Raw genomic sequence first — 22,996 nt, forward strand, 5'->3', positions numbered from 1 at the left:
ATCCTCGGGTAAGTACTTAAAACAGCTGCTTCAGGTCCGAAAAGGTATGCAGTTGGGGCACATCCGCAGCTACCTCTCCAAAGCCGTATCTGGCAAATATAAAAGGTACATTGGCCTGCTGACTTGCATCATAATCCCCTTTGGTGTCGCCGACGTATACGGCGCTGTTCAGGCGGTTGCGCTGCATAATCCCTTTGATGTTCTCTCCCTTTGGCAGGTGGTTATCACCGTAGCAACCGTGGTCGAGGAAAAAGGGCTGCATCTGGTGTACCTCCAGGAAAATATCAATGTACCCCACCTGGCAATTGCTGACGATAAAAAGCTTATACCTTTCTTGCAGGTAGTGCAGGGTCTCCGCCAGGCCATCGTATAAAATCCCCCCTTCTGCTCTCAGGTGCTTTAACTCCTGCTCGGCGCAAAGAGCCATCAGTTCCTCTCGCTGCTGCTCATTCAGGTCAGGGAATAGTTTGTCGTAAATGGTATTGTAGGGCATACCGGCAATGCCCTGTACATCCTCGCGGGTAATTCTGCGGGTTACATAGGGTAACTGGCTGATTGCGTTTTGCCATGCGTCGGCCACTGCCTGGGTAGAGTCCCACAGGGTGCCGTCGAGGTCGAAAATGATTCCTTCTATATCTTTTGCCATATGTGTCGCTAGTTTATACCTGCTAGGCAGGCGCTGCACAAAGGTAAGCCATAAAAAAAGAAGGTGCTGAAAACCTACGGATTTATACTGCTGGCTGTAATTTAATTGCTGCCCTTTTTCCCTATCTTCCGGCAAAGCTGTATCTTAAACCAATCATCCAACGCACCTACACGTGGCAGACATACTGGCGATCCAACACCTTTCCAAGCGCTACAAGAATATACAGGCTGTCGATAACCTCTCCATACAAGTAGAGCAAGGCAGCATTTACGGAATTTTAGGGCCAAACGGAAGTGGCAAAACGACAACCTTGGGGATGGTGCTGGGGGTGATCCGGCCGAGTGCGGGAAACTTTTACTGGTTCGGGCAGCCTATCAGCCGCGAAACCAAGCACCGGGTGGGCGCCCTGCTCGAGACGCCTAACTTCTACCCCTACCTTACAGCGCACAGAAACCTGGAGATAGTGGCCGATATAAAAGGCATTGCGCACAGCAAAATCGCTTATGTGCTGCACCTGACAGGGTTAAAAGACCGGATGCATACTACCTTCAAGGGTTTTTCGCTTGGTATGAAACAACGCCTGGCCATTGCCGCTGCCCTGCTCAACGACCCAGAGGTGCTGGTGCTTGACGAACCCACCAACGGCCTGGACCCGGAAGGCATTGCCGAGGTGCGGGAGCTGATCCTGAGGGTAGCCCAGGAAGGCAAGACCATCCTGCTGGCCAGCCATATGCTCGATGAGGTGGAGAAGGTCTGCACGCATGTGGCGGTGCTGCAGAAGGGTATCCTGAGGGCCCAGGGTCCTGTTGCTTCCATTCTTTCGGCCAAAGACCAGGTGATCATCACGGCCGCAGATTATCCTCGACTTTTGGCCGTCGTACAGCAATTGCCGTTCGTAGACAGCTCCCAAACAGTAAACGACTCTTTGCACCTCACTCTAAAGGAAGGCTTTACCAGTGTAGATGTGAACAAAGCCATGTTTGAGGCAGGCATTGTGCTGTCGCAGTTAACGGTGCGCCGCAAGAGCCTGGAGGCCCACTTCCTCGAAATCATAAAACAGAACGCCTGATGAATCTTATCCGCATAGAACTGCATAAGCTATTGCCCTACCGAACTACCTGGATCATATTAGGGACCTTCGTTGGCTTGCTGGTATTAGTTTTGAACTTCAGCAGCAACGTCACCATCAATGGCCGTGCGCTCGGGGACGAGATGTATGCGCTGCCTGCTTTCTGGCAGCGCCTCACCTACATCGCCAGTTTCTTCCACCTGCTTTTCGGAGTGCTGGTGATCGTGCTTGTTACCGACGAATACAGTTTCCGGACGTTACGGCAACAGGTGATCGACGGCTTGTCGCGGGCGGAATTAGTGCTGGCAAAGTTCTACTTGGTGCTTGGGCTTGGCTTGTTTGGGGTTGCGTTGCTCTTGCTGCTGGGCTTATACTTCGGACTGCTGCATTCCGAAGACCGCGCTTTCAGTACGATCTTTGGAGGAGTGGATGCGCTGTTCTATTATTTGGTGCAGGCTGTGGGCTATATGTCGTTGGCCATGCTTTTTGGCTTTATCATCCGGAAGAGCGGCCTGGCCATTGTAGCGTTTGTGGCTTATGCTAAAGTCGTGGAGCCCATCATTCACTTCCGTTTACCCGATGCAGTTGACAAGTACATGCCTATGAAAGTGTTTGGCAGCCTCACACCCATGCCGGGCCAGAACTTACTGGATCAACTCACAGCTTCTCCCACGGAGGTGTTGTCGCCTGCCGTAGCTGCACTGCCAGCCATTGGGTATATTATATTGTTTAACCTGCTCAGCTACCTTATCCTGAAGTTGCGGGATTTGTAGCCTCACAGTGTATTGACTCACAGTGTGTTGAAATAATTCACGATGGCAATCAGGCGATGCGGCAAATCATAATCCAGGTCGCGTTTCTTCACATACGCTTTCACGGTGCTTGATTTCTGCCCGAATATCCGCTCCATGTCTTTGCGCACGTTCCGTAGCGTAACAACCTCCCCATCAGGCAACAGCATGTAGTACTGTACTTGCGCCTGGTAATTGGCAAGGGCGTTTTCATCCGTTACAGGCTCGGAGTAATTGGCCCGGCTATACGGATTGCTTTTGCGCTTGAACTCCTGCCCATGAGGCACCTGCCGACGTAGCAGCGTATACCCTCCGCGGTTCAGCTGCTCAAAGAACGTGGGTTTTTTAAAATCAGAATAGTCCCGGCCCATGTCCCAGGACAACGTTTTAAAAATATGCGTTTGCCCGGCTATCTGTTCCTTCCCTACAAAATACTTCACGTTCACCGGCGAATATGCGCTTAAAGTACCATCCTCATTTTGCACGTACACCACATCCTCAGTCCGGAAATAAGAAATAGGCCCGTAAATCGTGTCCCCTGAAAACAGGACTACTTTTCCCTCCGGCCACCGTACTACCTCACCAACCAGATTGTACTGAGCGCTTGCAGGGAGGCTATAAATCAATAATCCTATTATAATACCTATACCCCCTATTGATTTGATTAAACACTCTTTCATATCCTGAAACTTCTAGAAATAACTACTTAGAAAATCATACTATATTCTAAGTAGATTACAGGCAAAATGTTTCTAATTATCAATAAGTTACAACATAATCAGGATAATACACAGAGGTATAAAACATCCAACAAAAGTTCCCTTTTATGGATGTTAGCCTACCAAGCACGATTCATCGGGCATATTAAAAAAATACTAAATAAGAATATAACTGCATTCTATTTGCTTCATGTGTCTATCTAAATTTGCTTGGTGGCGCTGCTGGAGCAAAAAAGAACCCCACTCTACCAGCAAACAGAGGGTATAAACGCAAAAAGGCCCTGCGCCATAGCTTAACTTGCTACAGCGCAGGGCCTCCTAAATAAACAGCCTTCCAATCAATCAGAAAGGGTACGTTGCTTATTGCTGGTTCATATTAGACTGATGCTTCAATGTCACGCTTTTCAGGATGTCGTGGCCTAGTTTGTCGCGCTTTGTGGTCAGGTAGCGCTGGTTGTGCTCGTTTGGCGATATCTCGATGGAAACGCGCTCGACAATCTCCAAGCCATACCCCATCAGGCCAGATCGCTTCTTTGGGTTGTTGGAGATGAGCCGCATTTTGGTCACGCCGAGGTCACGCAGAATCTGGGCTCCAACCCCGTAATCACGCTCGTCCATGCCGAAGCCAAGTTCCAGGTTCGCCTCTACGGTATCCAGGCCCTGTTCCTGCAGTTTATAGGCTTTCAGCTTGTTGATCAGGCCGATACCGCGTCCTTCCTGGTTCATGTACACCACCACGCCTTTGCCTTCAGCTTCAATCATGCGCATGGCCTCATGCAGTTGCGGCCCGCAGTCGCAGCGGCACGACCCGAAGATGTCGCCTGTTACACAAGAAGAGTGCACGCGCACTAAAATGGGCTCACCCTCCTCCCAGGTTCCTTTTACCAGTGCCAAGTGCTTGGCCCCGTTACTGCGCTGCGTAAAAGCGTACAGGTCGAAGTTGCCGTAGTCGGTTGGCATTTGCACCGCAATTTCACGGTCAATCAGGCTCTCCTTCTGCAAACGGTACTTGATCAGGTCTTTGATCGAGATCAGCTTTAGGTCAAACCGATCAGCAACCTGGAACAGGTCTGGCAGGCGGGCCATCGTGCCGTCTTCGTTCATAATCTCGACCAGCACGCCTGCCGGAGACAAGCCAGCCAAACGGGCCAGGTCAACAGCCGCTTCGGTATGGCCTGAACGGCGCAGCACGCCTTCTTTCTTGGCTTTTAACGGGAAGATATGCCCCGGCTTGCCCAAGGAATGCGGATCAGTAGCAGGGTCAACCAGCGCCTGGATGGTTTTGGCGCGGTCAGATGCCGAGATGCCGGTGGTGCAGCCATGCCCGATCAAATCCACAGAAACGGTGAACGGTGTAGCGTGCAGCGCCGTGTTGCGGCCCACCATCAGTTCTAACTCAAGCTCATCGCAGCGCTCTTCGGTAATCGGGGCGCAAATAAGCCCTCGCCCATGCGTTGCCATGAAATTGACGATTTCGGGCGTAATTTTCTCTGCAGCGCAGATAAAGTCCCCTTCGTTTTCGCGGTCATCATCGTCTACCACAATCACTACTTTTCCCTGGCGTATATCCTCAATAGCAGACGCAATAGTATCTAAAGGCCTGGTATCATTAGTTGTATTGGATTCCATACTATGTTTTTAGTGCCTGTGCTACAAAATAAGCAGCGCGTTAGGCTATTGTTATACTAGTAAAGCGACGTAAAATTAAAAAGTTTACCCCGCAATCCCGTTTTTATTTAATCAACAGATTTAAAAGCAATTTAGTTGAGGGAAACAGCCGAGCTCACCGGCCTTATCCAAAGTGTTGCCTAAAAGTTGAATTCTAGCGAAAATGCACGGGATTGCCTCTGTATTTGACAGGGTAGCAATGGAGAGGGTATAAAAACATGAAGTTAACACGAGCAGGCAGGGCTGCTCTAACCATCCGTCTGCTTTGAGCTAGGGGTTTTAGGATAAAATTATTTACCTGTTCACCACGATCCCCAGCATATCGCCTAGCTGGCAATGCAGGGTTTTGAGGTTGCGGATGAAGGTGAGCTGCTGGATTTGCTCCTGCGGGTCGGTTACAAGCCGTAGCTTTTCCATCTCCCCCTTGATCATCAGCTCCACGTTGCGCCACTTCAGGCGCAGCACGGCCCGCTCTGCGCCATAAGGCAGCAAATCGGTTTCGGTGGGCACAAAGATGTGGTGTGTCTCCCAGTTATGGCTCAGCTCATGCGGGTCGGAGAGCAGGTTGGTCGCTTCGGTGCGTATGTCCTGGTCGGGGTGATGTATAAAGTCGTCGGCGGTTGCCAGCTTGCCATCGCACAGCAATTCCTTAATCAGCTCCATCAGGCGGGCATAGACCGGCGTCCGGAACTCTACATCCTCCAGCTGCTCCAGCATATACTGGCAGGTGTTCATTCCCTCTTCCAGCACACGGTCGGGGTAATTGAGCAGCATCCGTACAATCTCGCGCTCGTAGCGCCGGAGCATATCAGCATCCGACACGGGCTTCTCCGGCTCAGCGGCAGGTGGGGCAGCGTATGGGGCATCCGGCGCACTGCCAAGGCTTTGTTGTGGTTGCTGGCGGTCCTGGAGCTGCATTTTGTTGTACTCCGAGATCAGCACCTGTTCATCGATATCGAAGATACGGCTACAGTTCTGGAAGAAAACGGTGCGCTTGATCGAATCCGGGATTTTGGCGATAGAAGTGACGATCTCGCGGATAGCCTCTGCTTTTTTCACGGGGCTGCCTTTGGCCTCGGCTGCGTAAAGGCTTGTTTTGAAGGAGATGAAGTCCTGCGCGGTCTCTTTGATGTAAGCCTTGAAAGCCGTGTCCCCTACTTTCTGAATGTAAGAGTCCGGATCGTCGCCTTCAGGGAAGGTCACCACATCCACATTGAGTCCGTTTTCCAGGATCAGGTCAATTCCGCGCAAAGACGCTTTTATACCGGCTGCATCGCCATCGTAGAGCACCGTGATGTTCTGGGTATAACGGCCGATAAGTTTGATCTGGCCTTCGGTAAGCGAAGTGCCCGATGAGGCGACCACGTTCTCGATGCCACCCTGGTTTAACGACAGCACATCCAGGTAGCCTTCCACCATGTAACACATGTCCTGCATCCGGAGGGCCTGCTTGGCCTGAAAAAGGCCGTACAGCACATTGCTTTTGTGGTAGATATCAGACTCCGGGGAGTTGAGGTACTTCGGGCTCTTTTTATCGTTCGTTTTGAGCGTACGGGCACCAAAGCCCACCACGCGCCCCGACACGTTGTGAATCGGGAACATGACCCGCCCCCGGAAGCGGTCGTACTTCTTGCCGTCTTCGCGGGCGATGGTCAGGCCGGTTGCCTCAAGGTATTTCTGCTGGTAGCCTGCTTTCAGGGCAGCATCCGTCAGGTGTGTCCAGTCATCCACGCTATACCCCAGTTCAAACTTTCGGATGGTCGTGGCACTCAGCCCCCGCTGCTTCAGATAAGACATCCCGATACTGCCCTGCTCGTGCGCGTGCAGCACCTGCTGGAAGTGCTTGTTGGCAAAATCAGAGACAATGAAGAGGCTGTCGCGCTCGCTCTGCTCTTTGGCGTATTCCGGGTTAGGGCTATCCTCCGGCACCTCAATGCTATACTTCTTGGCCAGGTACTTGAGCGCCTCCGGAAAGCTGGTGCCTTCCACATCCATGATAAACTGCACCGAGTTGCCGGCCTTGCCACAGCCAAAGCACTTGTAAATGCCCTTCGCCGGCGAAACCGAGAAGGAAGGTGATTTTTCGTGGTGGAAAGGGCAGCAGGCCCACATGTTCTGGCCCTTTTTCTTCAGCGACACAAAGTCTCCCACCACCTCGGTAATATCGGCGTGGGCTAAAATCTGGTCAACAATTTCTTTCGGGATCAGGGACATGGCAATGGGTTAAGCGGAGTGCAAAGATAAGCATTGCCCGAGCGATTGCGTGAAGGAGGAGGCAGAAATTTTGAAAGCCGCCTCCGTTGCTTCTACCATAAACAGGTCGCGACCCAATGCCGTCAACGTAAGGAGAAGCTGTCATTCCGAGCCTTTGCGAGGAATCTGAAAAATCACATGATACTAAAGCATTCCAGATCTCTCCTTTCGTTGAGATGACAGAATGAATACAGCTATTTCTTAGGTTAACGGCATTGGGCCGCGACCTGTCTATACTACTGTTTTGAACCAGAGTTAAGGCTTGTGCGTGCAGACACTGCTGGGCTCTCTTCCTACTTCTCCCAAAATTTGCTAATTCTGCTATTTCTCAGCCGGCGCATGGTTGGGCAAATCGCAGCCCTCTGCTGTCTATTCAATAAAAGAATGTCATTTCAAGTGGCGGAAGAAATCAGCATTTCACTACCCTGCGTAATGCCCCAGATTGCTCCCGTTGGTCGAAATCACAAAGCCGATCCGATGATCCGGCATTGGGTTGTAACCCGGGCCCTGCGAAGGGTATGGGTTTACCCTCTCAAAGCCTGTTGGTAGAGCTTCAGGTTCTCGTCATCGAAGCAAACGAAAATTATTTGCTGCAAACTAGTTTCGTGCTGCTGCAGGTAATCCTGCACGGCCTGCACGGCAACCTGGGCGGCTTTGGCCTTAGGATAGCCATACACGCCGGTGCTGATGTTTGGGAAAGCGATGCTAGTAAGGTTCTTTTCGGAAGCGATCCGAAGGCTGTTCTGGTAGCAATTGGCTAACAGTTCGGGCTCACCCTGCTTGCCGCCAGCCCATACCGGCCCCACAGTATGGATAACGTATCGGGCGGGCATGTTGCCTGCCGTGGTGATCACGGCCTCGCCTGTGGGGCAGCCCCCCTGCCGGGCCCTTATCTCTTTGCACTCCTCAAGGATGGCGGGGCCACCTGCCCTGTGAATAGCACCGTCCACCCCGCCGCCGCCCAGCAGGCTGCTATTGGCAGCGTTTACCACGGCATCTACTTCTAATTTAGTAATATCGCCTTGCTGTACTTCGATTATTGCTTTTGCCATAACTGCTAGTTTGTTTAACCTTTCTGCTACTAACGCATTAGCGGAGCATGATTTGCAGCAGAAAGGGGACTACTGCTTACAATACCGAGCGCTTTTTTGCTGCAGGCTTCACTTGGGGCGGTGCCAGGGCAGCTACTTTGCCCTCCGGCATCAGTTCGTACTGGGGTGGCACGTGTGGGGCAGGCGGGTCTGCCGTGCCCACCAGGTTAAGGCCAAAAGTGATGGCGACAATGGCGAGGAGAAGCAGCAACAAGCTGCCTATTCCTTCTGCACGTTCATTTTCCATAGCGTAGATAGGTTGTAGCGTGAATAATTGACTTAACGAATAGATTGCTTTTTATTGTATACTGTTGCATGCCGCCACAAATAAATAACTGAAAGCCAAAGGCAAACCAAACCGACTTGCCGCTTGTTGCACTCTAAAGGCCTTGGCTTATGATAAGCGATATTTGTTCGTATCTTTGCAAGGCGAATAGCAAAGCAGAATTTCATTATATATGGCTATCACAAAAGAAGATATATTAAAAGCCCTCAGCTATGTAGAGGAACCCGACCTGGGCAAAGACCTCGTAACGCTGAACATGATTGAGGATGTGCAGGTGGATGGCAGGAACGTGAGCTTCACGGTAATCCTGACCACGCCGGCCTGCCCTTTGAAAGACCTGATCCGGAATGCTTGCGTAACGGCGATCCATACCATGGTAGACAAGGAGGCGGACGTGACGGTGAACATGACCTCGCGCGTGACTTCCGGTCGTGGCGATACCTCTGAGGTGTTGCAGGGCGTGAAAAACATCATCGCCGTAGCCTCAGGCAAAGGCGGTGTGGGCAAGTCTACGGTAACCTCTAACCTGGCAATTGCCCTGGCACAGTCAGGTGCAAAGGTGGGTTTGATTGATGCCGACATTTCCGGTCCTTCTATCCCGACCATGTTTGGTGTGGAGCAGGAGCGCCCACAGATGGTGCAGGGCGACCACGGCAAAAACTACATCATGCCGGTAGAAAAGTATGGCGTAAAGATGATGTCGATCGGATTCCTGACACCGGCTGACGGTGCGGTGGTATGGCGCGGCCCGATGGCCAGCTCTGCCCTGCGCCAGTTCATCTCGGATGTAGAGTGGGGCGAACTGGATTACCTCTTGCTGGACCTTCCTCCGGGAACCTCAGACATCCACCTGACCATGGTACAGGCCCTGCCGGTAACAGGCGCGGTGATCGTGACCACACCACAGAAAGTGGCGCTGGCCGATGCCGTACGTGGCTTGCAAATGTTCCGCCAGCCGCAAATTAACGTGCCAGTGCTAGGAGTCGTGGAGAATATGGCTTACTTTACACCTGCCGAACTCCCGGAAAACAAGTACTATATCTTTGGTGAAGGCGGCGGTAAGGCGCTGGCCAAGAAGTACGAGGTAGCGCTGTTAGGCCAGGTGCCGATTGTGCAGAGTATCCGCGAGAGCGGCGATGAAGGAACTCCTGTGGTGATGCAGAACGATTCTCCGGCTTCGGGTGTTTTCAAAGAGTTAGCCCAGGCTGTGGCCCAGCAAGTATCGCTGCGCAACGCCACCCTCGGCAAAACAAAACCTGTAGAAATTAAAAGCTAAGATAATGGCAGCCATAAACGTAGATCAAGATTTCATGCTCCGGGTAGAAGGTGCCCTTGACCAGATCAGGCCGTACCTGGAAGCCGACGGAGGCAATGTGAAAGTGCTGGAGATAACCGACGAGATGGTGCTGAAATTAGAGCTGCTCGGAGCCTGCGGCACATGCCCGATGTCCACGATGACGCTGAAGGCAGGTGTGGAGCAATCGGTGCTGAAGGCTGTGCCTGAGATAAAATCAGTGGAGGCTGTTAACGTAACGCCGCTGTCTGTATAACATATCCTTTTCCTGTCTGAAGGATGAGCGGGTGTGGCAATTGCCATACCCGCTTTTATTTTCCCTATCCCGGAATGAAGTGGCGCGCGCACCTGGCTGCGCTAGCTGCTTTTGCGTCTAAAGCAAAAAGGGTATATTTACCTAGGCAACCAGACGCACGCAAACCATGATCAAAGCCAACGACCCCAACCTCCATTCCTGGATAGAGATTCTGCCCGGAAGCGACTTCCCGATCCAGAACCTCCCTTTCGGAGTTTTCACGACGCCCGACCGGGACCCGCGCATCGGGGTAGCGATTGGAGAGTATATCCTGGACCTTTGCGAGTTGGGCCGGCGTGATTTTTTCGCCCTCATCGAACTGGACCCCACCGTTTTCCATCGCCCAGCCCTTAACGACTTCATGGCGCTTGGCAAGCCTGTCTGGCGGGCTGTGCGCAACAGGGTATCGGAGGTGCTGCGCAACGATAATGAGGAGATCAGCGGAAACAGCGCCCTGATACGGGTATGCTTGGTGCTGCAAAGCGAGGCCACCATGTTGCTGCCGGTGCAGGTGCCTAATTACACCGATTTTTATAGCAGCATGGAACACGCCACCAACGTGGGCGCTATGTTCCGGGATCCGGAAAACGCTTTGCTGCCTAACTGGAAGCACCTACCCGTAGGCTACCACGGGCGTTCCTCGTCTATTGTAGTGTCAGGCACGGATATCCACCGCCCGAAGGGGCAAACAAAACCGGCAGAGGCTGCATCGCCTGCCTTCGGACCCACTTCGCAATTGGACTTTGAGTTGGAAGTGGGCTTCATCACGGGGCAGCCGACTACTCTTGGGCAAAGCCTGACGCCATACGAGGCAGAGGATTATATTTTTGGGCTAGTGCTTTTCAACGACTGGTCGGCTCGGGATATCCAGTCGTGGGAGTATGTGCCGCTCGGTCCCTTTTTGGGCAAGAGCTTTGCCTCGACTATGTCGCCGTGGGTCGTGACGCTGGATGCGCTGGAGCCGTTCCGGGTGAAAGGCCCTGAGCAGCACCCTAAGCCACTGCCCTACCTGGAGGCCCTGGGCAGCCGCCATTATGACATTCACCTGCAGGTAGCCCTACAACCCAAAGACGGCACGGAGAACATTATCTGCCGCACAAACTTCAGACACCTCTACTGGAGCATGTGCCAGCAGCTGGCGCATCAAAGCAGTAACGGCTGCAACATCCAAATCGGGGACCTCTACGCATCTGGCACCATCAGCGGCCCGGAAAGAAGCATGTTTGGCTCGATGCTGGAACTCAGCTGGCGCGGTACCGATCCGTTGCACCTAGCCGACGGGCAGAAAAGAAGCTTTGTGCATGATTACGACACGGTGACACTCCAGGGCTATGCTGAGCGCGAGGGAATCCGGATTGGATTTGGCGAGGCAAGGGGCACGGTGCTCCCTGCTTTATGAGGCGTGCATTTTGATAGGCCGGGCAGGCACCCCAACTGCCGTGCAGGAAGCAGGCAACGACTTCACGACTACAGCTCCCGCTCCTACAGTCGTATTGCTTCCTACCTCTATATGGTTGATGATGGTAGCTCCTGCCCCAATGTAACAACCTTCGCCAACCGTCACTCCCCCGGATATATTTACACCAGGCATCACAGCAGTATAATCGCCCAACACTGCATCGTGGCTCACCAGGCTACCGATGCTCAGCAGCACATGCTTTCCTAGCTTGATGTTGACTGTCAGGACGCAGTTTGCAGTAATGATGCTTCCCTCGCCAATCTCCAAATGCGTTCTATTCGCCATCTGCACGCTGGGATGTATGAGCACCGGGAAATAGACAGCAGTATTTTGCAGTTGTTCTACAATCCGGGCTTTGATGGCAGGCATACCGATTGCTACCACCACGGCCAGTGCTTCCTGCACCTGGTTCAGGGCTGAGACATTGCCGCGGCAGGCATAGCCGTTCACCAAAGTTCCGGCAGGTATACCATCATCATAAAACCCCATCACTTCCCAGGTCGGGACGGCTGCATTAATCTGCTCCAGCAGCATAGCCACTTCCCTTCCTAGCCCTCCGGCCCCAACAATGGCGATTTGTTTCATATCTTCTCTTGGTGACTTGTTGCTACAGCAGTGGGTGCGTTTGCTGTTCCCCGGAAGGGCGGCATGGTTTCCTCTTCCGAGGCATTCACACCATCCTGCCGGATTACCTTTCGTAGGGTGTAGTAAAGTATCTTTAAATCGAGGATAAAGCTGCGGTTATCCACATACCAAATGTCGAAATTAAATTTCTGCTCCCAGCTGATGCCGTTTCGGCCATTCACCTGCGCCCACCCCGTAATGCCGGGTTTTACCTGATGCCGGCGGGCCTGCGCAACAGAGTATAGCGGCAAATATTCCGCTAAGAGCGGCCGCGGCCCCACCAGGCTCATCTCACCATTCAGCACATTCAGTAGTTCCGGCAATTCGTCCAGGCTAGTCTTGCGCAGCCAATTTCCGAACTTGGTAACCCGCTTATAATGGGGAAGCAGAACCCCTGCAGCATCCGTCTCGTTCGTCAACGTCCGGAATTTATACATGCAAAACAACTTGCCGTGCAGCCCGGGGCGTTGCTGCCGGTAGATTACAGGCCTCCCCAGGAAAACCCGCACCAATACGGCAAGCAGCAGTAACGCTGGCAGCAAAAACGCCAGCAGCGTAACCGCTGCTACTTTATCAAACAGAATTTTGGTGAAGGGATACATGGCTGCAATGGATTTTTTTAGCCGCTAAGCCGACATCCGAAAAATACGTAATTCCGGCCAAATAATCAGTCGCGTTACTTTTCTATAATGCACGACAGTTGCACCATAGTTTCATGGGAGCCTCTAATTACACTGGTTTATCCTGTCCCGAAAGCCCTTGGATAAGGTAGTAGTACTTTAGTTTAGTATATTTGAATAACACCGAAGCACTTTAACACCATGAAAATAATTGACCCGCAAGAGGCATCCGTCGCAGAACTTTACGCGCTGATGTCGGGTGTGGTGGCCCCACGCCCTATTGCCTTTGCCAGCACCACCGACCTAGACGGCAACGTAAACCTGAGCCCTTTCAGCTTTTTTAATCTGTTCAGCTCCAAGCCTCCTGTATTGGTTTTCTCGCCCCTCAGCCGCATGCGCGACAACAGCAGCAAGCATACCCTGGATAACATCCTGGCAACGAAAGAAGTGGTGGTCAACATCGGCAACTACGACATGGTAGAGCAAATGTCTTTGGCCAGCACCGAGTACGACCAGGGTATAAACGAGTTCATCAAGTCCGGGCTTACGCCTGTGGAGTCCATCAAAGTGCATCCGCCCCGGGTAAAGGAATCCCCCGCTGCGTTTGAGTGCAAGGTAACCGATGTGATTAAGCTCGGGAATGAGGGCGGTGCCGGAAATCTGGTCTTGTGTGAGGTTGTGCTCATGCACATCAACGAGGAAATTCTGGACGCGCAAGGCAAAGTGGATCCCTATAAACTGAACGCCGTGGCCCGTATGGGGGGTGATTATTACCTGCACGCCATCCGGGAGTCTATCTTTGAGTTGCCCAAGCCAAGCCGAAACAAGGGCATGGGCGTGGACCAGTTGCCTGCCTTTATCCGTAACAGCAATCTGCTGACAGGCAACAACCTGGCACGCCTGGCGAATGCGGAGGCAATGCCCCCTGCCGAAGAAGTTTTAGCCTTTAAGAACACCCCTTTGGTGAGCCTCTTCCTGAACAAGCACCAGGATACGCCCGACATTCTGTGGGCAGAGTTGGAGAAACTGGCAAAAACACTGTTGGAGGACAACCAGGTGGCCGAAGCCTGGAAAGTCCTGCTGCTGCATGACCATATAAACTAAGCCATACCCCTTTTAAGCAAACGAGCAGCACCTGCCAAAGCGGGTGCTGCTCGTTTGCGATAGCCATGCAGGTGTACCTAGTTTCGAACCGCGATCATCAGTCCTAATTCTTTATAACGCATTCCGAATCGCTTGGCAATGTGCCCGTTCGTCAGGCTGCCTTTATAGATATAGACCCCGCTGCGGTAATGCTCGTTGGTGAACAGCACCTCATTGATGCCGCCATACTTCGAGAACTCCGTGAAAATCGGGGTAAAGATATTGCTGAGTGCTTGTGAGGCAGTACGTGGCACCCGCGACGGGATATTGGGTACACAGTAATGAATCACATCATACTTGCGGTAAACAGGACGGGAGTGCGATGTAACCTCCGATGTTTCGAAGCAGCCGCCCTGGTCGATGCAGACATCAATGATAATGGACCCCGGGTTCATCTGGGAAACCACGCTCTCCTCCACCATACAGGTAATCTGGCCTTCTTCGGCTACCAAAGCCCCAATTACCACATCGGCTTGCTTGATTTCGTGGTATAGCACCGACTTATCCAGCGTGGACGTGAAGAGTTGCGTGCCCACGTTTTGCTTAAGGCGGCGCAATTTGTAAATGTGGTTGTCGAAAACCTTTACCTCGGCACCTAATCCAAATGCTGCGCGTGCTGCATGTTCGGCCACTGTACCGGCCCCCAAAATCACTACTTTGCTGGGCGGTACCCCGGTTATACCCCCTAAAATCACCCCTTTGCCATCGCTGCTGCTGCTCAGATACTCTGCGGCTACCAGCATGACGGTGCTGCCCGCAATCTCACTCATGGCGCGCACCACCGGCTTCGCTTCCGACTTGTCCCGAATCAGCTCAAACGAAATGGCGTTGATTTTTTTATGCAGGAGCGCATTGATATAGTCCGCTGTCAGGTTGCCGAACTGTAGCGCCGAAATCAGCGTCTGGCTTACCCGCAGGTACTCAATTTCCTCGTATGTGGGTGGGGCAATTTTCAGGATGATGTTAGCCTCGTATACCTCCTGCGTGGAATAGACAATTTTAGCGCCTGCCTCTGAGTACTCATGGTCAGAGTATTTGGAAGGACTTCCGGCGCCGGTCTCTACCCAGATACGGTGACCTTGGTCAGTCAGCTGCTTTACCGCGTCTGGGGTGAGCCCGATGCGGTTTTCCTGGAACGAAGACTCCTTTGGGATGCCAATAAACAAGCTGCGGCGCCTATCCTCCAGCGCCAGCATCGATTCCTTTGGGTAAAGAGCCCGGCTTGTCGCCAACTTCGCTAAATCAACGGCTAACTTTTCCGTCATACTACACTTTTTTTATGGTCATGGTCCGCACCTCACCAGTAGGGTCAGGCTGCAGCGTAACAAGCAGGTAATGCTCCGGCAAAAGGTTCGGGATCATCGAGGGCCACTCGATCAGGCAGAGCCTGCCCGAATCAAAGTACTCCGGGGCACCGATATCCAGTGCTTCCCGCTCCTGGTTTATCCTATAAAAGTCGAAGTGATAAATAAGTTTCCCCTTATCGGCCTCATACTCATTCACTAGCGCAAATGTAGGGCTACTAACGTTCTCCTGTACACCCAGCTGCAAACAAATTTCTTTAATGAGCGTGGTTTTACCGGCCCCCATCTGCCCCTCGAACAGGATAATGGGTTCTTGTTGGGCGGCCTCTATAAGCGCAGAAGCCGCCGCCGGCAAATCAGCCAACGACGACATCTGAATAATGGCAATATCTGTTTCTGTGTTAGGCATTCTTAGGCGAAAGCGTGATAAACGGTATAATCACCTCCTCCAACGACACACCCCCATGCTGGAAGGTATCTTTGTAGAAGTTCACATAGTAATTGTAGTTGTTCGGGTAGGCGAAAAAGTAATCCTCTATCGCGAACACAAACGTAGTGGAAACGTTGGCCTTTGGCAAGAAAAATCGCTCAGGCTTGCGCACCGTAAACACGTCTTTGTCGGTATACCCCAGGTTTTTACCGTGCTTGTAGCGCAGGTTGGTATTGGTGTTCCTGTCGCCGATAATCTTGAAGGGGCGCTTCACCCGGATCGTGCCGTGGTCGGTGGTGATGACCAGGCGGCCCTTTTTCTCGGCAATCAGCTTCAGCGTTTCGAAAAGCGGAGAGTGCAGGAACCACGACTTGGTGATGGAACGGTAGGCCGACTCATCCGGGGCAAGCTCGCGCACCATGTTGCTGTCGGTGCGGGCATGCGAGAGCATATCCACGAAGTTATAGACGATCACATTCAATTTGTTATTGTCGAGGTTGCTGAACTTGGCAAGCAGGTCTTTCCCGGCCGCCGGGTTGGTGATCTTGTGGTAGCTGTGCTTCTCGGTCATGCGGTTCTGCTGGAACTGGATGTCCAGGAAATCCGCCTCGTGCAGGTTCTTGCCCTCTTCTTCGTCATCCCCCACCCACATGTTCGGGTACTTCTTCGCTATTTCGGTCGGTAGCATCCCCGAGAAGATCGCGTTACGGGCGTAAGCCGTGGTAGTGGGCAGTATAGAGTAAAACATCTCCTCCTGGTCCACGGTAAAATATTCGGCAATCAAGGGCTCCAGTACTTTCCACTGGTCGTAGCGCAGGTTGTCAATCAGCAGGAAGTATACCGGCCGGTCCGACTCCTTCATCATCGGGAACACACGCTGCTTAAACAGCTGGTGCGACATGAGGGGGGCTTCGTCGTCGCCGTTTATCCAGTCCTCATAGTTCTCCATGATGAACTTGGCGAAGTTAGAGTTGGCCTCGTCCTTCTGCATATTAATCACGTCGGCCATGCTTCTGTTCTCGGTCTCATCAATCTCCAGTTCCCAGTACACCAGTTTCTTGTAGATATCTGCCCACTCCTGCGGGCTCAGGCGCTCCCCAAAGGCCATCCCCAACTGCCGGAAATCGCGCTGGTAGCTCATGTTGGTTTTTTCAGAAACGAGGCGTTTGTTATCGAGCACCTTCTTTACCGATAGCAGGATCTGGTTCGGGTTCAGGGGTTTGATCAGGTAATCGGTGATGCGCGAGCCGATGGCCTCCTCCATGATGTGCTCTTCCTCGCTCTTTGTGATCATGATCACGGGCACGGTGGGTCGGATGTTCTTGAGCTCAGTTAAGGTCTCAAGCCCGCTGATACCCGGCATGTTCTCATCCAGGAACACCAAGTCAAATGTGCGCTCCTGAAACACCTCAATGGCATCGGTGCCGCTGTTAACAGGCGTGATGTTGTAGCCGCGATCCTCGAGGAACAGTATGTGCGGCTTGAGCAAATCTATCTCATCATCAGCCCATAAAATATCGTATCTTTGCATAGTTTTAATTTGATTGCTAAATGCTATTTGTTGGTAGCTTAAGGCTACGGGTACTGTTTAATATTAAGGTTATACTAAAAACCCACAAAAAGAGCGCAAACACCTGTTAGTTATTTGCGTGGCTGTTTGCACACACATCCAACAACAGGCTAAACGTGGCTCCCTCGCCGGGCATCTATCAACAACCTTACCATCAACCCCAAATAAGGTGAATAAGAAAAAAATACTTAACGATCCTGTTTACGGCTTCATTACCGTACCCACCGACCTTATTTTCGATATTATCAACCATCCTTACTTTCAGCGCCTGCGCCGCATCAAGCAACTGGGCCTGACAGAGATGGTATACCCCGGTGCCCTGCACACGCGCTTTCACCATGCGTTGGGTGCCATGCACCTGATGGACACGGCGCTGCACACGCTGCGAAGTAAAAATAACGAAATAAACGACAAAGAATTCGAAGCCTCTTTGATCGCTATCCTGCTGCACGATGTCGGCCATGGTCCTTTCTCGCATGCGCTGGAAACGGCCATCTTCAAAAATGTGCATCACGAGCATCTCTCGCTGCACATTATGCACATGCTAAACGAGGTTTTTGATGGAAGATTGACCCTGGCCATCGATATTTTTACCGATAAGTATGAGCGCAGGTTTTTCCATCAGTTGGTTTCGAGCCAACTGGACGTGGACCGCCTGGACTACCTGAACCGCGACAGCTTCTATACCGGTGTGTACGAGGGCAAGATCGGTGCTGACCGCATCATCAAAATGCTGGATGTGGCCAACGATAAGCTGGTGGTGGAGGAGAAAGGCATTTATAGCATTGAGAACTTCCTGGTGAGCCGCCGCCTGATGTACTGGCAGGTATACCTGCACAAAACCGTGATCAGTGCCGAGAACATGGTGCTGCGCGTCGTACAGCGTGCCCGCGAGCTGTTGCAGCAGGGTATGGAAGTGCCTGCCAGCCCCGGCCTGAAGTTCTTCCTGGCCTCCGACCTGACGATGCAGGACTTTCAGCGTGACAGCACTATTCTGGAGCGATTCGTGCACCTCGACGACCATGATATCTGGGGCGGCATAAAGCTTTGGGCCTCGCACCCCGATGCCGTACTGTCTTTCCTGGCCAACAGTATCCTGAACCGTCGCCTGTTCAAAGTCATCATCTCGAGCAAACCAATCGATCCTGAAATGCTGCTGGGCATCAGTGAGTTGGTGCAGGAAAAATTCAACATCGAAGAGCAGGATGTGAAATACCTGATGATTTCCGGGCAGATTGGCAACAACGCCTACGATGTAGAAGGCCAGACCATCGACATGCTGACGAAAACAGGGTATGTGGTAGATGTGGCAGAGGCATCTGACCTGCCAAACATTCGCGCCCTCAGCAACAAAGTGGAAAAGTACTACGTGTGCTATCCGAAGGAAGTGGCAACACTGCAGATGTAGCATGAGCCTGTAATATAAGAATACCAATTTCAGTGACTTATTAAACTCCTAACCATTTAAAGCCACCCTTTCAGGTTAATTTCATACCCACTTTCTTTGTATTAACCGCACTGTTTAGCAATGCAACCTTTAGCAATCAAATGTTCTCTTACTGGCAGAGCCACTAAGTTTTGTTAAGTTTGCAGGCTGTGAAGGAGTAGTGTATTAAAGTTTTTGCCATAATTTTACGGGATGGAATTTACTGTTCAACAAATAGCGGACCTGCTGCAGGGCACATTAGAGGGAGATAGTTCAACAATGGTCAGCACTTTAGCCAAGATAGAGGAGGCGCAGGAAGGTGCCCTGGCGTTTTTGTCTAACCCGAAATATGAGCCTTTCCTTTATACCACGCGGGCCAGCGCCGTGATTGTGTCGGAGCAGCTTGTGTTGAAGAAACCAGTAAGCGCCACCCTTATCCGCGTCGCTGACCCGTATTCCAGTTTTTCCACCCTGCTCACGTATTACCAGCAAGCCCTGATCGCCTCGAAGACCGGCGTAGAGCAGCCTTGCTTCCTTGGTGAGGGCAGCCAGGTAGGCGAAAACCATTACCGGGGGGCTTTTTCTTACATCGGCAGCAACTGCAGCATTGGCGCTAACGTGCGCATTTTCCCGCAGGTTTACATTGGCGATAACGTGAAGATTGGCGATAACACGACCATTTTTGCCGGCGCCAAGCTTTATACCAACACGGTGGTAGGCAGCAACTGCACCATACATGCGGGTGCGGTGCTGGGCAGCGACGGCTTCGGCTTCGCCCCACAACCGGATGGCTCTTATAAAACTATCCCTCAGATTGGCAATGTGGTGTTGGAGGACGATGTATCTATCGGGGCCAATGCCACCTTGGACTGCGCGACCATGGGGTCAACTATTATCCGCAAGGGGTCCAAAATAGACAACCTGGTGCAGATCGCCCATAACGTAGAGGTAGGCCAGCATACGGTCATTGCTTCGCAGACCGGCATCTCAGGTTCCACTAAAATTGGGAATAACTGCGTGATAGCCGGCCAGGTAGGGATTGTAGGCCACATTTCCATTGCCGATAAAACGACGGTGGGGGCGCAGTCAGGTGTATCGAAGACAGTAAAAGAGTCGGGCACGATCATTCAGGGCTCTCCCGCCTTTGACTATAAGCAGAACCTGCGCGCCATGACAGTGTTCCGAAAACTGCCCGAGCTGCAGCGCGACCTCGACTTCCTAAAAGCTAAAAGCCAAAACTAAACCACCCTCTGACGCTATAGTCCTCGCTGTTGCTACTTTCCGAATAAAAAGTGGCAATAGCGTCTATAATATCTTAAGTTTGCAGGGGCATTGGCATACATTGCCTTTTGCCTGCTTATGTAACAACGGCAGCAGTTTCGCTGCCGCTCTTGTTATACCTCTGCAAGCACTTAACACGACTAAGATACGTGCATGAACGATAAACAGCATACCATTAACGCTCCGGTCACGGTATCGGGCATTGGGTTGCATACAGGCGTGGTTTCTAACATGACCTTCAAGCCTGCCCCTATTAACCATGGTTTTAAGTTCCAGCGCATTGACCTGCCTGGCCAACCCACGGTGGCTGCGGATGCCGACAATGTGGTAGACCTTTCCCGAGGCACCACCATTGAAGAGAACGGCGCCCGTGTAAACACTGTGGAGCACACGTTGGCGGCCCTTGTCGGGCTGCAGATCGACAATGTGCTGATTGAACTGGACGGCCCTGAGCCTCCGATCATGGACGGTTCTTCCATTGAGTTTGTAAAGGCCCTGCTAACTGTAGGCCTGCAGGAGCAAAACGCGCTGCGCAACTACTTCGAGATCCCTTCGGGCATCACCTACAAAGACGAGAGCCGTGGCGTGGAGATTGTGGCTTTGCCGCTGGATGATTACCGCCTGACGGCGATGGTGGACTATAACTCACCGGTGCTCGGAAGCCAGCACGCCTCGATCACCGCTATGGAGCAGTTCGAAAAAGAAATTGCCCCTTGCCGCACCTTTGTCTTCCTGCATGAACTGGAGGCACTCTACAAGCAAGACCTGATCAAAGGTGGCGACCTGGACAATGCCGTGGTGATTGTAGACCGCGTTGTGCAGGATGAGGAACTAGCGCACCTTGCGGACCTGCTGCAAAAGCCAAAGGTGGAGGTGAAGGAAGAGGGCGTTTTGAACAACACAGAACTGCGCTTCCGCAACGAGCCGGCCCGCCATAAGCTACTGGATTTAATGGGCGACCTCGCCCTGATCGGGCGTCCGATCAAAGGTCAGATTCTGGCAGCTCGTCCTGGCCATGCCGCTAACGTGGCTTTCGCCAAGAAGGTGAAGAAGATGATCCGGGAGGCAAGCATCAAAAACGTGCCGGTGTACGACCCAAAGAAAAAGCCCGTGATGGACATCAACCAGATAGCCGCCACCCTGCCGCACCGCTACCCGTTCCTGCTGATCGACAAAATTATACACCTGGACGAAACAACTGTGACCGGTGTGAAAAATATAACGCTCAACGAGCCGTTCTTTCAGGGTCACTTCCCCGGCAACCCGGTGCTGCCGGGCGTGATCCAGATCGAGGCCATGGCCCAGACCGGCGGTATCCTGGTGCTGAGTACCGTGGAAAACCCGGAGGATTACTGGACTTACTTTCTGGGTATAGACAAGTGCCGCTTTAAGCGAAAGGTTATACCAGGAGATACAATTATTTTCAAATGTGAGCTGCTGGCTCCTATTAAGCGCGGGATTGCCAAAATGAGCGGACAAGCCTTTGTGGCAGGTCAGTTGGTGATGGAAGCAGAAATGTCGGCAAGCATAGTAAAGAAAGACGCATGAACCAGCCATTAGCATACATACACCCAGAGGCTAAAATCGCGCAAAACGTTGTGGTGGAGCCTTTCTCTACCATTTACAAGAATGTGGAGATCGGTGAAGGCACCTGGATCGGACCTAACGTGACCATCATGGAAGGTGCCCGCATCGGAAAAAACTGCAAGATTTTTCCAGGCGCTGTCATCTCCTCTGTGCCGCAGGACCTGAAGTTTGCCGGAGAGGACACCATTGCCGTGATTGGCGACAATACCGTGATCCGGGAGTGCGTGACTGTGAGCCGCGGCACCATCGACAAGATGAAAACCGTGATTGGCAACAACTGCCTGGTAATGTCCTATGCCCACATCGCCCACGATTGCATTATCGGCAACAACTGCATTCTGGTGAACGCCGTGCAGTTGGGTGGCCACGTGGAGATGGGCGATTATGCCATTATTGGCGGATCCAGCGCAGCACACCAGTTTGTGAAGATCGGTGCGCATGCCATGGTTTCTGGTGGCTCCCTTATCCGCAAGGATGTGCCACCGTACGTGAAGGCAGCCCGCGAGCCGCTTACCTATGCCGGTATAAACTCGATTGGCCTGCGCCGCCGGGGCTTTGCCAGCGAGCAGATAAACGACATACAGCATGTATACCGCCTGTTGTTTATGAGCGGCCTGAACAACTCAGAGGCGATTGATAAGATCGAGGTTGAGTTGGCCCCAAGCAAGGAGCGCGATGAGATCCTTAACTTTGTCCGCAACTCTGGCCGTGGGATCATTAAGAGCTATTTCACGAAGGATGCAAATTAACCTAAGCAAATTAGGTAAACGATACAATTACGAGTGGATTTTCCGGAACCTGACTTATACCTTTGAGTCAGGCACCTCTTACGCCATATTAGGGCATAACGGGTCCGGGAAGTCCACTCTTCTCACTACTATTGCCGGGTACAACCTGCATAGCGAAGGCGAGCTAAACTATGTAACCGGAGGCAAGCAGATTGCGCCCGAAGAGGCTTACCGCCACCTGTCGCTCACGGCCCCTTACCTGGAACTGGTAGAGGAATTCACCTTGGTTGAGCTGATCGCCTTCCACACCCGCTTCAAGTCTTTGCGCCATGCCCTCTCCCATACCGCGTTGATTGACCGTATGGGCCTGCAACGGTCGAGAAACAAGTTTGTGAAGGACTTTTCCTCAGGTATGAAGCAGCGCCTGAAGTTGGGGCTCGCCATTTACTCCGATGCTTCCCTGCTGCTGCTCGACGAACCCACCACAAACCTCGACCAGGAGGGTGTGGACTGGTACCAGGAGCATGTGGCGCAAAACCAAGAAGGGCGGCTCATCATCGTCGGGTCTAATATCAGGCACGAGTATAGCTTCTGCCAGCAGCAGTTACGGATCACGGACTTTCATCCCTCGGCCAGAAAGTAAGGGGTTGACTGCTATATGGCTCCACCATAATGTTGTTGAAGAAAAGGATCTAAGGCCATTCAACGGATC

Annotated in this window: 22 protein-coding genes; 11 read left to right on the top strand and 11 right to left on the bottom strand. The window is 52.3% G+C overall.

The window, feature by feature from the left end:
• Positions 1-16: 16 nt before the first annotated feature.
• Positions 17-646 carry an HAD family hydrolase gene (locus tag ACXYMU_RS13010; RefSeq protein WP_458986837.1) on the bottom strand — a complete coding sequence of 210 codons (630 nt, stop codon included), beginning with the start codon at positions 644-646 and terminating at the stop codon, positions 17-19.
• Between the two features lie 172 nt (positions 647-818).
• Here ACXYMU_RS13010 and ACXYMU_RS13015 point away from each other — a divergent pair, with 172 nt between their 5' ends.
• Together ACXYMU_RS13015 and ACXYMU_RS13020 are read left to right on the top strand one after the other, a co-directional pair.
• On the top strand, positions 819-1,715 hold the full coding sequence (locus ACXYMU_RS13015; protein ID WP_458986838.1) for an ABC transporter ATP-binding protein: 897 nt from the start codon (positions 819-821) through the stop codon (positions 1,713-1,715).
• Complete coding sequence (locus ACXYMU_RS13020; protein ID WP_458986839.1) at positions 1,715-2,488, top strand: ABC transporter permease; 774 nt, start codon at positions 1,715-1,717, stop codon at positions 2,486-2,488. The genes ACXYMU_RS13015 and ACXYMU_RS13020 overlap by 1 nt, the downstream gene beginning before the upstream one ends.
• Positions 2,489-2,505: 17 nt before the next feature.
• Here ACXYMU_RS13020 and ACXYMU_RS13025 read toward each other — a convergent pair whose 3' ends face one another.
• The 5 genes from ACXYMU_RS13025 to ACXYMU_RS13045 form a co-directional block, all read right to left on the bottom strand.
• Positions 2,506-3,186, bottom strand: a complete 681-nt coding sequence (locus tag ACXYMU_RS13025) for a hypothetical protein (RefSeq protein WP_458986840.1) — start codon at positions 3,184-3,186, stop codon at positions 2,506-2,508.
• 399 nt (positions 3,187-3,585) lie between these two features.
• A complete protein-coding gene (locus ACXYMU_RS13030) occupies positions 3,586-4,854 on the bottom strand; it encodes a bifunctional 3,4-dihydroxy-2-butanone-4-phosphate synthase/GTP cyclohydrolase II (RefSeq protein ID WP_458986841.1) in 1,269 nt (422 codons plus the stop codon).
• A 333-nt stretch (positions 4,855-5,187) separates the two neighbouring features.
• On the bottom strand, positions 5,188-7,107 hold the full coding sequence (dnaG, locus tag ACXYMU_RS13035) for a DNA primase (RefSeq protein WP_458986842.1): 1,920 nt from the start codon (positions 7,105-7,107) through the stop codon (positions 5,188-5,190).
• Positions 7,108-7,670: 563 nt separating this feature from the next.
• On the bottom strand, positions 7,671-8,198 hold the full coding sequence (locus tag ACXYMU_RS13040; RefSeq protein ID WP_458986843.1) for an O-acetyl-ADP-ribose deacetylase: 528 nt from the start codon (positions 8,196-8,198) through the stop codon (positions 7,671-7,673).
• 76 nt (positions 8,199-8,274) lie between these two features.
• Complete coding sequence (locus ACXYMU_RS13045) at positions 8,275-8,484, bottom strand: hypothetical protein (RefSeq protein WP_458986844.1); 210 nt, start codon at positions 8,482-8,484, stop codon at positions 8,275-8,277.
• Positions 8,485-8,695: 211 nt separating this feature from the next.
• On the opposite strand from ACXYMU_RS13045, the gene ACXYMU_RS13050 reads away from it, so the two are divergent.
• From ACXYMU_RS13050 to fahA, 3 genes are all read left to right on the top strand, one after another.
• Complete coding sequence (locus tag ACXYMU_RS13050; RefSeq protein WP_458986845.1) at positions 8,696-9,799, top strand: Mrp/NBP35 family ATP-binding protein; 1,104 nt, start codon at positions 8,696-8,698, stop codon at positions 9,797-9,799.
• Between the two features lie 4 nt (positions 9,800-9,803).
• Positions 9,804-10,073, top strand: coding sequence for a NifU family protein (locus ACXYMU_RS13055; protein WP_458986846.1), 270 nt, complete (start codon positions 9,804-9,806; stop codon positions 10,071-10,073).
• Positions 10,074-10,239: 166 nt separating this feature from the next.
• Positions 10,240-11,511: a fumarylacetoacetase gene (gene fahA, locus ACXYMU_RS13060; protein WP_458986847.1), complete on the top strand. Its 1,272-nt coding sequence runs from the start codon at positions 10,240-10,242 to the stop codon at positions 11,509-11,511.
• On the opposite strand, the gene ACXYMU_RS13065 is transcribed toward fahA, so the two are convergent.
• Both ACXYMU_RS13065 and ACXYMU_RS13070 read right to left on the bottom strand, forming a co-directional pair.
• A complete protein-coding gene (locus ACXYMU_RS13065) occupies positions 11,506-12,156 on the bottom strand; it encodes an acetyltransferase (protein ID WP_458986848.1) in 651 nt (216 codons plus the stop codon). The two genes, fahA and ACXYMU_RS13065, sit on opposite strands and share 6 nt — an antisense overlap.
• Positions 12,153-12,797, bottom strand: coding sequence for a sugar transferase (locus tag ACXYMU_RS13070; protein ID WP_458986849.1), 645 nt, complete (start codon positions 12,795-12,797; stop codon positions 12,153-12,155). The genes ACXYMU_RS13065 and ACXYMU_RS13070 overlap by 4 nt, the downstream gene beginning before the upstream one ends.
• 219 nt (positions 12,798-13,016) lie before the next feature.
• On the opposite strand from ACXYMU_RS13070, the gene ACXYMU_RS13075 reads away from it, so the two are divergent.
• Positions 13,017-13,919: a flavin reductase family protein gene (locus ACXYMU_RS13075; RefSeq protein WP_458986850.1), complete on the top strand. Its 903-nt coding sequence runs from the start codon at positions 13,017-13,019 to the stop codon at positions 13,917-13,919.
• A 77-nt stretch (positions 13,920-13,996) separates the two neighbouring features.
• Here ACXYMU_RS13075 and ACXYMU_RS13080 read toward each other — a convergent pair whose 3' ends face one another.
• From ACXYMU_RS13080 to porX, 3 genes are read right to left on the bottom strand one after another with little or no spacing between them, the layout of a single operon-like run.
• Positions 13,997-15,223 carry an alanine dehydrogenase gene (locus ACXYMU_RS13080; protein WP_458986851.1) on the bottom strand — a complete coding sequence of 409 codons (1,227 nt, stop codon included), beginning with the start codon at positions 15,221-15,223 and terminating at the stop codon, positions 13,997-13,999.
• A gap of 1 nt (position 15,224) precedes the next feature.
• Complete coding sequence (tsaE, locus tag ACXYMU_RS13085) at positions 15,225-15,671, bottom strand: tRNA (adenosine(37)-N6)-threonylcarbamoyltransferase complex ATPase subunit type 1 TsaE (protein ID WP_458986852.1); 447 nt, start codon at positions 15,669-15,671, stop codon at positions 15,225-15,227.
• Complete coding sequence (gene porX / locus ACXYMU_RS13090) at positions 15,664-17,223, bottom strand: T9SS response regulator signal transducer PorX (protein ID WP_458986853.1); 1,560 nt, start codon at positions 17,221-17,223, stop codon at positions 15,664-15,666. The genes tsaE and porX overlap by 8 nt, the downstream gene beginning before the upstream one ends.
• 208 nt (positions 17,224-17,431) lie before the next feature.
• Here porX and ACXYMU_RS13095 point away from each other — a divergent pair, with 208 nt between their 5' ends.
• The 5 genes from ACXYMU_RS13095 to ACXYMU_RS13115 all read left to right on the top strand — a co-directional run bounded on the left by ACXYMU_RS13095 (position 17,432) and on the right by ACXYMU_RS13115 (position 22,927).
• Complete coding sequence (locus ACXYMU_RS13095; RefSeq protein ID WP_458986854.1) at positions 17,432-18,670, top strand: HD domain-containing protein; 1,239 nt, start codon at positions 17,432-17,434, stop codon at positions 18,668-18,670.
• Positions 18,671-18,901: 231 nt separating this feature from the next.
• The gene (gene lpxD, locus ACXYMU_RS13100; RefSeq protein ID WP_458986855.1) at positions 18,902-19,930 is read left to right on the top strand and encodes a UDP-3-O-(3-hydroxymyristoyl)glucosamine N-acyltransferase; all 1,029 of its coding nucleotides are present in this window, start codon (positions 18,902-18,904) and stop codon (positions 19,928-19,930) included.
• Positions 19,931-20,122: 192 nt separating this feature from the next.
• A complete protein-coding gene (locus ACXYMU_RS13105; RefSeq protein WP_458986856.1) occupies positions 20,123-21,517 on the top strand; it encodes a bifunctional UDP-3-O-[3-hydroxymyristoyl] N-acetylglucosamine deacetylase/3-hydroxyacyl-ACP dehydratase in 1,395 nt (464 codons plus the stop codon).
• A complete protein-coding gene (gene lpxA, locus ACXYMU_RS13110) occupies positions 21,514-22,305 on the top strand; it encodes an acyl-ACP--UDP-N-acetylglucosamine O-acyltransferase (protein ID WP_458986857.1) in 792 nt (263 codons plus the stop codon). Before ACXYMU_RS13105 ends, lpxA begins: the two co-directional genes overlap by 4 nt.
• On the top strand, positions 22,295-22,927 hold the full coding sequence (locus ACXYMU_RS13115) for an ABC transporter ATP-binding protein (RefSeq protein WP_458986858.1): 633 nt from the start codon (positions 22,295-22,297) through the stop codon (positions 22,925-22,927). The genes lpxA and ACXYMU_RS13115 overlap by 11 nt, the downstream gene beginning before the upstream one ends.
• Positions 22,928-22,996: the final 69 nt, after the last annotated feature.

The sequence above is a fragment of the Pontibacter sp. CAU 1760 genome (genome assembly GCF_054482735.1).

Bases quoted from the DNA above. Each gene is read 5' to 3' on its own strand.
- ACXYMU_RS13040 (WP_458986843.1), bottom strand. From the start codon at position 8,198: ATGGCAAAAGCAATAATCGAAGTACAGCAAGGCGATATTACTAAATTA.
- ACXYMU_RS13050 (WP_458986845.1), top strand. From the start codon at position 8,696: ATGGCTATCACAAAAGAAGATATATTAAAAGCCCTCAGCTATGTAGAG.
- ACXYMU_RS13020 (WP_458986839.1), top strand. From the start codon at position 1,715: ATGAATCTTATCCGCATAGAACTGCATAAGCTATTGCCCTACCGAACT.
- fahA (WP_458986847.1), top strand. From the start codon at position 10,240: ATGATCAAAGCCAACGACCCCAACCTCCATTCCTGGATAGAGATTCTG.
- ACXYMU_RS13115 (WP_458986858.1), top strand. From the start codon at position 22,295: ATGCAAATTAACCTAAGCAAATTAGGTAAACGATACAATTACGAGTGG.
- ACXYMU_RS13105 (WP_458986856.1), top strand. From the start codon at position 20,123: ATGAACGATAAACAGCATACCATTAACGCTCCGGTCACGGTATCGGGC.
- porX (WP_458986853.1), bottom strand. From the start codon at position 17,223: ATGCAAAGATACGATATTTTATGGGCTGATGATGAGATAGATTTGCTC.
- lpxA (WP_458986857.1), top strand. From the start codon at position 21,514: ATGAACCAGCCATTAGCATACATACACCCAGAGGCTAAAATCGCGCAA.
- dnaG (WP_458986842.1), bottom strand. From the start codon at position 7,107: ATGTCCCTGATCCCGAAAGAAATTGTTGACCAGATTTTAGCCCACGCC.
- ACXYMU_RS13030 (WP_458986841.1), bottom strand. From the start codon at position 4,854: ATGGAATCCAATACAACTAATGATACCAGGCCTTTAGATACTATTGCG.
- lpxD (WP_458986855.1), top strand. From the start codon at position 18,902: ATGGAATTTACTGTTCAACAAATAGCGGACCTGCTGCAGGGCACATTA.
- ACXYMU_RS13065 (WP_458986848.1), bottom strand. From the start codon at position 12,156: ATGAAACAAATCGCCATTGTTGGGGCCGGAGGGCTAGGAAGGGAAGTG.
- ACXYMU_RS13080 (WP_458986851.1), bottom strand. From the start codon at position 15,223: ATGACGGAAAAGTTAGCCGTTGATTTAGCGAAGTTGGCGACAAGCCGG.
- ACXYMU_RS13045 (WP_458986844.1), bottom strand. From the start codon at position 8,484: ATGGAAAATGAACGTGCAGAAGGAATAGGCAGCTTGTTGCTGCTTCTC.
- ACXYMU_RS13075 (WP_458986850.1), top strand. From the start codon at position 13,017: ATGAAAATAATTGACCCGCAAGAGGCATCCGTCGCAGAACTTTACGCG.
- ACXYMU_RS13055 (WP_458986846.1), top strand. From the start codon at position 9,804: ATGGCAGCCATAAACGTAGATCAAGATTTCATGCTCCGGGTAGAAGGT.
- ACXYMU_RS13025 (WP_458986840.1), bottom strand. From the start codon at position 3,186: ATGAAAGAGTGTTTAATCAAATCAATAGGGGGTATAGGTATTATAATA.
- ACXYMU_RS13070 (WP_458986849.1), bottom strand. From the start codon at position 12,797: ATGTATCCCTTCACCAAAATTCTGTTTGATAAAGTAGCAGCGGTTACG.
- ACXYMU_RS13010 (WP_458986837.1), bottom strand. From the start codon at position 646: ATGGCAAAAGATATAGAAGGAATCATTTTCGACCTCGACGGCACCCTG.
- tsaE (WP_458986852.1), bottom strand. From the start codon at position 15,671: ATGCCTAACACAGAAACAGATATTGCCATTATTCAGATGTCGTCGTTG.